Below are 12334 nucleotides of genomic sequence, written 5' to 3'. Positions count from 1 at the left end.
TAATCTGGTGCCATGACAGCCCATGATCCCGTTATCGCCTGCGGCAATTGCCCGATCCGCCACAACGCCATCTGCGCCGAGTGCGAGGCGGACGAGCTTTCGATGCTGGAGCGCGCCAAAAGCTACAAGACCGTCCCTGTCGGGACGCCCCTCGCCCGCGCGGGCGAGCCGCTGTCGCATTTCTCGTCGCTGGTGAAGGGCTGCGCGGCCATGTCCCGCACGCTCGAGGACGGGCGCCGCCAGACCGTCGGGCTTCTGCTGCCGTCGGATTTCATCGGCCGCCCGGGGCGCGCGACGTCGCCCTTCGACGTCACCGCCCTGAGCGAGGTGACCCTGTGCCGGTTCGAGCGCACGGCCTTCGAGCGAATCGTCCGCGACACGCCCCACGTGGCCTCGCGGCTTCTGACCATGACCCTGGACGAGCTCGACGCCGCGCGCGACTGGGCCGTGGTGCTGGGCCGAATGACCGCGCGTGAGAAGCTGGCCGCCTTTCTTCTGAACCTGGCGCAGCGCCAGCGCTCGGTGCGCGGCATGGCGCGGCCCTCGGGCAAGATCCTGGTCGCGCTGCCCATGTCGCGCGAGCAGATGGGCGATCACCTGGGCCTGACGATCGAGACCATCAGCCGCCAGATCACCGCCCTGCGCAAGGACGGCCTGATCGAGGTGCCCAGTCGGCAGGATATCCGCATCCTGGACTACGACGCGCTGGCCTTCGAGGCCGGCGATGATGGGGACGGCGCGCCCATCGCCTGACATTTTGCCGCGGGCCGCCCCTGTCCCAAAGCCATACGCATGGCGCACGGCGCGCCCCACGGGTCCTTGCCGACGCGCCCGATAGCCTGATCTTTCAAGGAAAAATCTCCGGAATTTCGGCTCGAAATTCCTGACACCCCGTCGGGACGCGCACCGCCGGGGCCCGATCCATCCCTTGATCCATGTCAATGTTGCGCTGTCGCGGATGTGCGACGTCCCGCCTGAACGGTCCACTTTCGCGGGACGACCGGCATTCAGGGGACGCCATGCAGTATTTTCGCCTCACCGCCTACGCGCTTGTCGCCATCTTCGCCGCCGTCGCGGCCGACTGGGGGCGCGACCTGGCCTATTCCGTACATGCCGTGCTGATCATGCTGATCGCCGGCGGCCTGTTCCTGTGGGAACTGCGGTCGGTGGACGATCCGCCCCCTCTGGCCGACCAGGGCAGCTACATGGACGGTCCCATCCGCGCCGGCGTCATCGCAACCGCCTTCTGGGGCATAGCGGGGTTCCTGGTGGGGACCTTCATCGCGTTCCAGCTGGCCTTCCCGGTGCTGAATTTCGACTGGTCGGAAGGCTATGCCAATTTCGGTCGCCTGCGCCCGCTGCACACCTCGGCGGTGATCTTCGCCTTCGGGGGCAACGCGCTGATCGCCACCTCGTTCTACGTGGTCCAGCGTACCAGCGCAGCGCGGCTCTGGGGCGGAAACACGGCGTGGTTCGTCTTCTGGGGCTACCAGCTCTTCATCGTGCTGGCCGCCACCGGCTACCTGCTGGGATCCACGCAATCCAAGGAATACGCCGAGCCCGAGTGGTACGTGGACATCTGGCTGACCATCGTCTGGGTGGCCTACCTGGCGGTGTTCCTGGGCACGATCATCAAGCGGCGCGAGCGGCACATCTACGTCGCCAACTGGTTCTTCCTGGCCTTCATCGTGACCGTGGCCATGCTGCACGTGGTCAACAACCTCAGCATCCCGGTCAGCATCTGGGGCTCGAAATCCGTGCAGGTCTTCGCCGGCGTGCAGGACGCGATGGTGCAGTGGTGGTACGGCCATAACGCCGTGGGCTTCTTCCTGACCGCGGGCTTCCTGGGCATGATGTACTACTTCGTGCCCAAGCAGGCCGGACGCCCGATCTACAGCTACAAGCTGTCGATCATCCACTTCTGGGCCCTGATCTTCCTGTATATCTGGGCCGGTCCGCACCACCTGCACTATACCGCGCTGCCGGACTGGGCCTCGACGCTGGGCATGGTGTTCTCGATCATCCTGTGGATGCCCAGCTGGGGCGGCATGATCAACGGCCTGATGACGCTGGAAGGCGCCTGGGACAAGATCCGCACCGATCCGATCATCCGGATGTTCGTGGCCAGCCTCGCCTTCTACGGCATGTCCACCTTCGAAGGCCCGATGATGTCGATCCGCGCGGTCAACAGCCTCAGCCACTATACCGACTGGACCATCGGCCACGTGCATTCCGGCGCCCTGGGCTGGAACGGGCTGATCACCTTCGCCTGCATCTACTTCCTCACGCCCAAGCTCTGGGGCCGCAAGCAGATGCACTCGATGGCGGCGATCAACCTGCACTTCTGGCTCGCCACGATCGGCATCGTCTTCTACGCGGCGTCCATGTGGGTCACCGGGATCATGGAAGGCCTGATGTGGCGCGAGGTCGACGCGAACGGCTTCCTCGTGAACTCCTTCGCGGACACCGTGGCGGCCAAGTTTCCCATGTACCTGGTGCGGGGCCTGGGCGGCGTTCTCTACCTGACCGGCGCGCTGGTGATGGTGTGGAACATGTGGATGACCATCCGCCAGCCGCAAGCCACCCCCGTCACCACCACCGTTCCCGCGGAGTGATCCCATGACCGACGACAACAAGAAAATCCCGAACCCCGAGGACGACCCCAAGGTCACCCAGCCCGGCGATGGCGGTATCCCCAACGAGCTTCCGCATCACTCGAGCTTCATCCAGAAGCACGCGATCCTCGAACGCAACGCCACGCTGCTGCTGGTCGCCTCCTTCGCGGTGGTCACCGTCGGCGGCCTGGTCGAGATCGCGCCGCTCTTCTGGCTGGAGAATACCATCGAAGAGGTCGAGGGCGTGCGCCCCTACTCGCCGCTGGAGCTTGCGGGCCGCGACATCTACCTGCGTGAGGGCTGCTATGTCTGCCACAGCCAGATGATCCGCCCCATGCGCGACGAGGTCGAGCGCTATGGCCACTACTCGCTGGCCGCCGAATCCATGTTCGACCACCCGTTCCAGTGGGGCTCGAAACGCACCGGGCCGGACCTGGCCCGGGTGGGCGGGCGCTATTCCGACGCCTGGCACGTGGACCACTTCATCGACCCGCAAACGGTCGTGCCCGAAAGCGTGATGCCCAAGTACGACTACCTGCTGCGCACGCCCCTGGACGGCGCCCATATCGACGAGGTGATGGAGACGCACAGCATCGTGGGCGTGCCCTATACCGAGGAGATGATCGCCGAGGCCAAGGCCGACTTCCGCGTGCAGGTCGACCCGTTCGGCGACATCGACGGGTTGCTGGAACGCTATCCCGGCGCGCAGGTCCGAAACTTCGACGGCCAGGATCAGCTGACCGAGATGGATGCCCTCATCGCCTACCTGCAGATGCTGGGCACGCTGGTCGATTTCTCGACCTTCACCGCAGACGCCAGCCGGTAAGGAGACCGCCATGCAGGACACCTATTCCCTTCTGCGCGAATTCGCGGACAGCTGGGCGCTCCTGGCGCTGACGCTGATCTTCCTCGGGGTCATCGGCTGGGCCTTCCGGCCCGGCTCGCGCCCCCTTCACGACGACGCGGCGATGACGCCCTTCCGCAACGACGCCGCGACGGTGCCGGTTGCGCGCGCGCCCGCGGGCTCCGCCGCCCCGCGCATCGCGGGCTGCGCCAACGCCTGCCCCGACTGCACCTGCGCCAAGACCCTCGAGGCCCTGAAATGAGCAACAAACGCATAGATCCCGTCACCGGGACGGAAACCACCGGCCACCAGTGGGACGGTATCGAGGAACTGAACAACCCGCTGCCGCGGTGGTGGCTCTGGACCTTCTACGCCACCATCCTGTTCGGGGTGATCTACGTGATCCTGTTCCCCGCCTGGCCCATGGTGACGTCGGCCACCGGCGGCGTGCTGGGCTGGTCCACGCGCGGCGACGTCGCGGCCGAGATCCAGGCCGTCGATGACGCCCAGGCCCCCATGCGCAACCGCCTGGTCGAGACCGAACTGGCCGCGCTGGGCGACCACCCCGAGGTCCAGGGTTTTGCCCGGGACGCGGGCGCGGCGGTGTTCCGCACCAACTGTTCCCAGTGCCACGGCGCGGGCGCGGCGGGCGGGATCGGCTATCCCAACCTGCTGGACGACGCGTGGCTCTGGGGCGGCGACATCGACACCATCGCCACCACCATCCGCCACGGCATCCGCAACGAAGACGACCCCGACGCGCGCTGGTCGCAGATGCCCGCCTTCGGCGAGATCCTGAGCGAAGAGGAAATCGCCACGCTGACCGCCCACGTCATGTCCCTGCCCGACGGCACCGACCCGCTGGCCGGACCGGGGGGCGAGCTTTTCGACATGAACTGCACCTCGTGCCACGGGATGGACGGCAAGGGCGACCAGTCGCTGGGCGCGCCCAACCTGACCGACGCCATCTGGCTTTACGGCGGCAGCGAGGACCAGATCGCCCACTCGATCTCGCGCGGGCCGTTCGGGGTGATGCCCGCCTGGGGCAAGTTCCTGAGCGAGGCCGAGCTGAAGGCCGTGGCGGCCTATGTCCACGGGCTGGGCGGGGGCACCGAGGAGGACCCCGCGACGAACTAGGGGCTTGCGCGCACGTCCAGCGCAGGCGGGCGTGCCCCCTGGGGGCGGCGGGAAGTGGAGAGCCCGCCGCCCATCTTTTTGCCCGGCGCCGGCGCGCGCGGCCGCGGCGGGCCGTTCCTGGCGCATCCGGGCGACCCCGCGCGACAGGGCGCCGCAGGCGGATGCTCCGGTCGCGCCAATTCCTTTGATCCACATCAAGGCGAACGCCGGCGCGAGGCGCCAGTGAGAGGCCGAAATGAAGGACTCTCCACACATGTCCCACAAAGACACCTCGCTTTACGCTGCCCGCGTGCCGATCTTCCCGCGCCGGGTGAACGGCAAGTTCCGCCGCCTGAAATGGGCGATCATGGCGGTGACGCTGGCCATCTACTACATCACCCCCTGGCTGCGCTGGGACCGGGGGCCAAACCTGCCCGACCAGGCGGTGCTGATCGACCTGGCAAACCGCCGCTTCTATTTCTTCTGGATCGAGATCTGGCCCCACGAATTCTACTTCGTCGCGGGCCTGCTGGTCATGGCGGGGCTGGGGCTGTTCCTTTTCACCGCGGCCCTGGGGCGGGTCTGGTGCGGCTACGCCTGCCCGCAGACGGTGTGGACCGACCTGTTCCTGGTGGTCGAACGCTGGATCCAGGGCGACCGCAACGCCCGGATGAAGCTGCACAACGCCCCCTGGACCGGGCGCAAGCTGCGGCTGAAGGGCACGACCTGGGCCGCGTGGCTGCTGATCTCGGTCGCCACGGGTGGCGCGTGGGTGTTCTATTTCGCCGACGCACCGACGCTGGCACGGGACCTCTTCACGCTGCAGGCCCCGCCGGTGGCGTGGTTCACCATCGCCATCCTGACCGCCACGACCTTCACCTTCGGCGGCTTCATGCGCGAACAGGTCTGCATCTACATGTGCCCCTGGCCGCGCATCCAGGGCGCGATGATGGATGACGGCACGCTGACCGTGGCCTATCGCGACTGGCGGGGCGAGCCGCGCGGCAAGGGGCTCAAGCGCCGCGAGATGGCCGAAGATCTGCGCGTGACCGGCCCGCAGCTGGGCGGGCGCGCGCCGCTGATCCCCATGCCCGGCGTGCCGGACACGACCACGACGCCGCGCCTGTCGGTGCCCGACCGGCTGGCCCAGCCCGGTGACTGCATCGACTGCAACGCCTGCGTGAACGTCTGCCCCATGGGCATCGACATCCGCGACGGCCAGCAGCTGGCCTGCATCACCTGTGCGCTGTGCATCGACGCCTGCGACCAGGTGATGGAGAAGGTCGGCCGCCCGCGTGGGCTGATCGACTACGTCGCGCTCAGCGATGCCCCGCGCGAGGCGGCGGGCGGCGCGCCCGTCTCGGCGTGGCGCCACATCCTGCGCCCGCGCAACATCGTCTATTTCGCGCTTTGGTCGCTGGTGGGCGTCGCGCTGGTCTTTGCCCTGTTCGTCCGCCCCGAGATCGAGATGACGGTCGCGCCGGTGCGCAACCCCACCTTCGTGACCCTGTCCGACGGCAGCGTGCGCAACGCCTACGACGTGCGGGTGCTGAACAAGAACGGCGAAGAGAGATCGTTCCTGCTGTCCCCGTCGCTCGACACCACCGTCGCGCTGTCGGTCGAGGGCGCGCCGGGCCAGATCGTCACCGTGCCCGCCGACACGCAGGAACGGGTCCGCGTCTACCTGACCGCCCCGCCCGACGCCCCCGCAGCGAACCGCGACCGCACCGACCTGCGGCTTTGGGTGCAGGACCTCTCCAGCGGCGAGCGCGCCCATGTGGACACCAACTTCAACGGAAAGGACACGCCATGACCGAACTGAAAGGGCGCCACGTGGCCGCCATGTTCGTGGGCGGCTTCGGCATCATCATCTCGGTCAACCTGGCGCTGGCGGTGAATGCCGTGCGCAGCTTCCCGGGGCTGGAGGTCGCCAATTCCTACGTCGCCAGCCAGTCCTTCGAGGACCGGCGCGACGCGCAGGACGCCCTGGGATGGGAGGCGCAGGCCGCCTATCGCAAGGGGATGCTGCACCTGTCCATCCTGGACGCGGCCGGTGCGCCCGCCCCGGTGCGCGACCTTTCGGTGCATGTGGGCCGCCCGACCGAGCAACGCGACGATACCGCCCTCGAGCTCGACGCGACGGGCACCGCGCGGGCCGTTCTCGCGCCGGGGATCTGGAGGCTCGACATCTCGGCCAGTGCGCCAGACGGCACGCCCTATCGCCACGCGCTGCGGATCCGGGTCAACCCATGAGCGTCGCCGCCTGCCCCGCCTGTGCGGGCGCGGTCCCCGGGCCGCGCGCCGCCACGCCGGACGCCACCCACCTGCTGCACCTGCCCGACATCCATTGCGGCGGCTGCATCTCCAGCGTCGAGCGGGCGCTGACCGCCCTGCCCGATGTGCTGTCGGCGCGGGTGAACCTGACGCAGAAGCGGGTCTCGGTCGCCGCGCCGGGCCTGCCGTCGCAGGTGCTGATCGACGCGCTGGCGCGGGCGGGCCACAGGGCGCAACCGCTGGACCGGGGCCGCCTCGGGCCCCGCGACGTGGAACTGCGCCGCCTGCTGACCCGCATCGGGGTGGCGGGCTTCGCGATGATGAACGTGATGCTCATGTCGGTGGCCGTCTGGTCCGGCGCCACGGGGGCCACGGCGCAGGTGTTCCACCTGGTTTCGGCCATGATCGCCATTCCCGCCGTCGCCTACGCCGCGCAGCCGTTCTTCGGCTCGGCCCTGTCGGCGCTGCGCGCGGGACGGCTGAACATGGATGTGCCGATCTCGCTGGCCATCGTGCTGGCCTCGGGCGCGTCGCTGGCGCAGGCCTTCGGGCTGTCGGACCGGGCGGGCTGGTTCGACGCGGCACTGGCGCTGACCTTCTTCCTTCTGGTGGGCCGCTACCTTGAACGCGCGGGCCGCGGCGCCGCGCGATCCGCCGCGGCCGAGCTGGCCGCGCTCGAGGCACCGCAGGCCCTGCTCGTCACGGGCGACGGCACGCGGGTCGTCGCCGCCGACAGCCTGGTGCCAGGCGACCGCATCCGACTGCTGCCGGGCGACAGGCTGCCCGCCGACGGCACCATCCTGTCCGGCGCGACCGACCTGGACCGATCGGCCCTGACCGGCGAAAGCGCGCCCGCCCCGGCGGGGATCGGCGACGCGGTGCAGGCGGGCGAGATCGCGCTGACCGGCAGCGTCGAGGTCCGCGTCGACCGCGCCGGGCGGGACACCGCGCTCTCCCGCATGGCCGAGATCGTGGCCACCGCCGAGGCGCAGCGCACCCGCTACGCCGGCATCGCCGACCGCGCCGCGCGGCTCTACGCCCCGCTGGTGCACGGGCTGGGCGCGGCGACCTTCGGGGGCTGGCTGCTGGTCACCGGCGACGCGTGGCTGTCGCTGGACGTGGCGATCTCGGTGCTGGTCATCACCTGCCCCTGCGCCCTGGGGCTGGCCGTGCCGGTGGTGTCGACCGTCGCGACCGGGCGGCTGTTCCGCGACGGGATCCTGGTGAAGTCCGACACCGCGCTGGAACGGCTGTCGCAGATCGACACGGTGGCCTTCGACAAGACCGGCACGCTGACCACGGGCGAGGTGCGGCTCGCGACGGAACTGGGCGACGACGACCTGGCGCTGGCCGCCGGCCTCGCCCGGCACTCGCGCCACCCGCTGGCCCGCGCCATCGTGGCGGCCGCCGACGCCCGCGACATTGCGCCCGCTCAGGTGGACGGGCTGACCGAGCACCCGGGCCTGGGTCTCGAAGCCACCCACGGCACCCGCCGCATCCGGCTGGGCCGCCCCGGCTGGGCCGGTCCCGACAGCGACGGGCCCTCGGCCTTTCTCGACACGGGCGACGGCGCCCCCCGCCCGCTGGACACGGCCGAGCGGATCGCGCCCGAGACCGAGGCGACCGTCACCGCCCTGCGCGCGCGCGGCATGGACATGGCGCTTCTGTCAGGCGACGGCCCCCGCGCCGTCGCGCGCATCGCGGGCGCGCTGGGCATCGCGGCGGCGCAGGCGCGGCTGACGCCCGAGGGCAAGGTCGACTGGATCGCGGACCGCCGCGCCGCCGGGCACAGGGTGCTGATGGTGGGCGACGGGCTGAACGACACCGGCGGGCTGGCGGTGGCCGACGCCGCGATCAGCCCCGGAAGCGGGCTCGACGCCGCGCGCTCGGCCGCCGACGTGGTGCTGCTGCGCGGCGGGCTGGGCGGCGTGACCGATGCGCTCTGGACCGCGCGCGCGGCCATGGCGCGGATGCGTCAGAATATCGGGCTGGCCGTCGCCTATAACGTGGTGTCGGTGCCGCTGGCGGTGCTGGGCTATGCCTCGCCGCTCGTGGCGGCACTGGCCATGTCCCTGTCTTCGATCACGGTGACCCTGAACGCGGTGAGGCGGTTCAAATGAACGTTCTGACGATCCTGATTCCCGTTTCGACCGGGCTGGGCCTGCTGGGCCTCGGCGCGTTCCTCTGGACGCTGCGCGCCGGTCAGTACGAGGATCCGGCCGGCGACCAGGCCCGCGCCCTGTCGGACGAGCACGACGACCACCCGGCGCCGCAGGCACACGAGTCTTCGTAGAAAAATCACCGCGCGCGGGCGGGGGTGGATCATGCGCAGCACGATCCACCCCGCCCGTCCGTCAGCCCCTAGTCCAGGGCGGCGTCGCAGCGGCCGCAGACATCGTCGTGGGCGTGGCTGCCCACGTCCGGCAACACCTTCCAGCACCGCGCGCATTTCTGTCCCTCGGCCCGGTCGAAGACCACGCCCACGCCCGGCACGTCGTCCAGCGTGAAGGCGCCTTCGGGCGCGGGGTCGGCCGACAGGGTGATCTGCGACGTGATGCACAGGTCCGCGAAGGTCTCGGCGTCGCGGATGGTGGCCGCGTGCTCGCCCGACAGGTGAACCACCGGCGCGGCCTCGAGGCTCGAACCGATAACCTTGTCCCGCCGCGCCTGCTCAAGCGCGCCCAGAACCACGCGGCGCGCGCCACGCACGATGCGCGACCGGTCGGCCAGTGCCGGATCCAGCCACGTCTCGGGCGTCTCGGGCATGTCCAGCAGGTGTACGGACGCGCCCGCCTCGGGGTGCCGTTCAAGCCAGACCTCTTCCATGGTGAAGACCAGGATCGGCGCCAGCCACGTGACCAGCCGCCGGTAGATCTCGCCCATCACGGCCTCGCAGGCCACGCGGCGCGGACTGCCTTCGGCGTCGCAATAAAGCGCGTCCTTTCGCACGTCGAAATAGAAGGCCGACAGGTCCAGCGTGGCGAAATCGAACACCGTGCGCCACGCGCGCTGGAAGTCGTAGGCCTTGTAGGCGGCGCGCACCTGCCCGTCGATCTCGGCCAGCCGGTGCAGCATCAGCCGCTCGAGCTCGGGCAGCTCGGCGGGCAGCGCGGGTACCTCCTCCGGCAGCGACCCCAGCAGAAACCGCATGGTGTTGCGCAGTCGGCGATAGCTGTCGGCGACGCCCTTCAGGATCTCGGGCCCGATGCGCTGGTCGGCGGTATAGTCGGTCTGCGCCACCCAAAGCCGCAGGATGTCGGCGCCGTACTGCTTCACCACCTCGTCGGGCACGATGGTGTTGCCCAGCGACTTTGACATCTTGTTGCCCTTCTCGTCGAGCGTGAAGCCATGGGTCACGACCGCGCGGTACGGCGCGCGGCCGATGGTGCCGCAAGCCTGAAGAAGCGACGAATGGAACCAGCCGCGGTGCTGGTCGGTGCCTTCCATGTAGACGTCGGCGATGCCGTCCGCCGTCCCGTCGGGCCGGTCGCGCAGCACGAAGGCGTGGGTGCTGCCCGAGTCGAACCACACGTCCAGGATGTCGAACACCTGCTCGTACTGCTCGGGGTCGGCCGCGTCGCCGATGAACCGTTCCTTCGCGCCCGGCGCGTACCAGGCATCGGCGCCCTCGGCTTCGAAGGCGGCGAGGATGCGGGCGTTCACGTCGGCGTCGCGCAGCAGGAACGCCGGATCGTCGGGCTGGGTGTCCTTCTTCACGAAACATGTCATGGGAACGCCCCAGGCGCGCTGGCGGCTCAGCACCCAGTCAGGCCGGCTTTCGATCATGGAATACAGCCGGTTGCGCCCGCGCTTGGGCGTCCATTCCACCAGCTGGTCGATCGAGGCCAGCGCCCGCTCGCGGATCGTCCGGCCATAGTCGTCGTGACCGTCGCCCACGGGCCGGTCGATGGCCACGAACCATTGCGGGCGGTTCAGGCGTATCACCGGGGCCTTCGACCGCCACGAATGCGCGTCGCTGATGGTCAGGCGCGACCGGGCCAGAAGGCGCGCACCCTCGACCAGCTTGCCGATCACCGCCTTGTTGGCGCCGCCCGGCTTGCCGTTCTGCCTGATGATCTGTTCGCCCCCAAAGAACGGCAGGTCGGCGCGGTAGCTCGAGTCGTCCAGCACGTTGTAGGTCATGGGCAGCCCGTGCTTGCGCCCGATCTGGAAGTCGTCGTCACCGTGGCTGGGCGCGGTATGCACGAAGCCGGTGCCCGCGTCGTCGGTAACGTGGTCGCCGGGCAGCAGCGGCACGTCGAAATCCCACTCGCCCTCCGCGCCCGCGGCTCCGCGCAGCGGGTGGGCACAGACCAGCGCCTTGATCTCGTCGGTCTGCACGTCGCGGAGGCGGCGATACTGCCCCTCTTCCAGCCGCGCGGCCGACAGGGTCTGATCCGCCAAGGCATCGGCCAGCAGGTACAGGTCGCCCACGTTGGCCCAGCATTCGTCCGGGGTGCCGGTGACCTCGTAAAGGCCATAGCCGATCTCGGGGCCGAAGCAGATCGCGCGGTTCTGCGGGATGGTCCAGGGCGTGGTCGTCCAGATCACCACCGACGCCGATTCCAGCTGCGCCTGCCGCTTGTCCACCGCGGCGCGGATCGCCTCGCGCTCCTCCAGGGGGGCTTCTTCCGCGGCGACGGCCGCTTCGCTGTCCAGCGCCTCGGACTGGGCGCTGACCACCGGGAACTTGACCCAGATCGCGTCGACCTGGCGGTCGTGGTATTCCACCTCGGCCTCGGCCAGGGCGGTCTTTTCAACGGGCGACCACATGACCGGCTTCGAGCCCTGGTAGAGCGTGCCGTTCATCAGGAACTTCTGGAACTCGCCCGCGATCACCGCCTCGGCGTGGTAATCCATGGTGAGGTAGGGCTCGGCCCAGTTGCCGGTGATGCCCAGGCGCTGGAACTCGTCACGCTGGATGTCCACCCACTCGGCGGCGAAGTCGCGGCACTCCTTGCGGAACTCGACCACGTCGACGGCATCCTTGTCGCGGCCCTTGGCGCGGTATTTCTCCTCGATCTTCCACTCGATGGGCAGGCCGTGGCAGTCCCAGCCGGGGATATAGCGCGCGTCGAAGCCCATCATCTGGTGCGACCGGACGATCATGTCCTTGATCGTCTTGTTCAGCCCGTGACCGATATGCAGGTGGCCGTTCGCATAGGGCGGGCCGTCATGCAGGGTGAAGGGCGTCCGCCCGTCCTTCTCGCGCAGGCGGTCGTAGACGCCGATCTCCTGCCAGCGGGCCAGCCACTCCGGCTCGCGCTTGGGCAGACCCGCCCGCATGGGAAAGTCGGTCTGCGGCAGGTTCAGCGTGTCTTTGTATTCGGGCGTGGTCTTGGTGTCGGTGGTGTCGGCGCACATGGGATCGGTCCCCGCAAGTGGATGGTCTGGGCAGGATTGGAATGAGGGCGGCGCGCCAGTCGGTCATGCGCCTTGTCCCGGCAGCCTGAGACGATCAGGCGACCGGGCGGATAATTCGTAT

10 protein-coding genes are annotated in these 12334 nt (G+C 69.3%); 9 read left to right on the top strand and 1 reads right to left on the bottom strand.

Annotation, left to right across the window (positions count from 1 at the left end; translation table 11 throughout):
• Window positions 1–12: 12 nt before the first annotated feature.
• From fnrL to ccoS, 9 genes are all read left to right on the top strand, one after another.
• Entirely contained in the window at window positions 13–753 is a 741-nt protein-coding gene (fnrL, locus tag BMX96_RS15660; RefSeq protein WP_091846341.1) for a transcriptional regulator FnrL, read from the top strand.
• 266 nt (window positions 754–1019) lie between these two features.
• Window positions 1020–2615, top strand: a complete 1596-nt coding sequence (ccoN, locus tag BMX96_RS15655) for a cytochrome-c oxidase, cbb3-type subunit I (RefSeq protein WP_091846340.1) — start codon at window positions 1020–1022, stop codon at window positions 2613–2615.
• A 4-nt stretch (window positions 2616–2619) separates the two neighbouring features.
• Window positions 2620–3441 carry a cytochrome-c oxidase, cbb3-type subunit II gene (ccoO, locus tag BMX96_RS15650; protein WP_091846339.1) on the top strand — a complete coding sequence of 274 codons (822 nt, stop codon included), beginning with the start codon at window positions 2620–2622 and terminating at the stop codon, window positions 3439–3441.
• Window positions 3442–3451: 10 nt separating this feature from the next.
• Window positions 3452–3721 carry a cbb3-type cytochrome c oxidase subunit 3 gene (locus BMX96_RS15645; RefSeq protein ID WP_091846338.1) on the top strand — a complete coding sequence of 90 codons (270 nt, stop codon included), beginning with the start codon at window positions 3452–3454 and terminating at the stop codon, window positions 3719–3721.
• On the top strand, window positions 3718–4596 hold the full coding sequence (gene ccoP / locus BMX96_RS15640) for a cytochrome-c oxidase, cbb3-type subunit III (protein WP_091846337.1): 879 nt from the start codon (window positions 3718–3720) through the stop codon (window positions 4594–4596). The genes BMX96_RS15645 and ccoP overlap by 4 nt, the downstream gene beginning before the upstream one ends.
• Window positions 4597–4849: 253 nt before the next feature.
• The gene (gene ccoG, locus BMX96_RS15635; protein ID WP_091846336.1) at window positions 4850–6388 is read left to right on the top strand and encodes a cytochrome c oxidase accessory protein CcoG; all 1539 of its coding nucleotides are present in this window, start codon (window positions 4850–4852) and stop codon (window positions 6386–6388) included.
• Window positions 6385–6828: a FixH family protein gene (locus BMX96_RS15630; protein WP_091846335.1), complete on the top strand. Its 444-nt coding sequence runs from the start codon at window positions 6385–6387 to the stop codon at window positions 6826–6828. The genes ccoG and BMX96_RS15630 overlap by 4 nt, the downstream gene beginning before the upstream one ends.
• Complete coding sequence (locus BMX96_RS15625; protein WP_091846334.1) at window positions 6825–8969, top strand: heavy metal translocating P-type ATPase; 2145 nt, start codon at window positions 6825–6827, stop codon at window positions 8967–8969. Before BMX96_RS15630 ends, BMX96_RS15625 begins: the two co-directional genes overlap by 4 nt.
• Window positions 8966–9142, top strand: a complete 177-nt coding sequence (gene ccoS, locus BMX96_RS15620) for a cbb3-type cytochrome oxidase assembly protein CcoS (RefSeq protein ID WP_091846333.1) — start codon at window positions 8966–8968, stop codon at window positions 9140–9142. The genes BMX96_RS15625 and ccoS overlap by 4 nt, the downstream gene beginning before the upstream one ends.
• A 68-nt stretch (window positions 9143–9210) precedes the next feature.
• Here the strand turns inward: ccoS and ileS are convergent, their stop codons facing one another.
• The gene (gene ileS / locus BMX96_RS15615) at window positions 9211–12213 is read right to left on the bottom strand and encodes an isoleucine--tRNA ligase (RefSeq protein WP_091846332.1); all 3003 of its coding nucleotides are present in this window, start codon (window positions 12211–12213) and stop codon (window positions 9211–9213) included.
• Between the last annotated feature and the right edge of the window lie 121 nt (window positions 12214–12334).

Origin of the sequence: Palleronia pelagia (assembly GCF_900110115.1) — a bacterium.
Lineage (GTDB): Bacteria > Pseudomonadota > Alphaproteobacteria > Rhodobacterales > Rhodobacteraceae > Palleronia > Palleronia pelagia.
The sequence above is the reverse complement of the archived record's forward strand: the minus strand, read 5'-3'. Positions and strand labels throughout refer to the sequence as shown.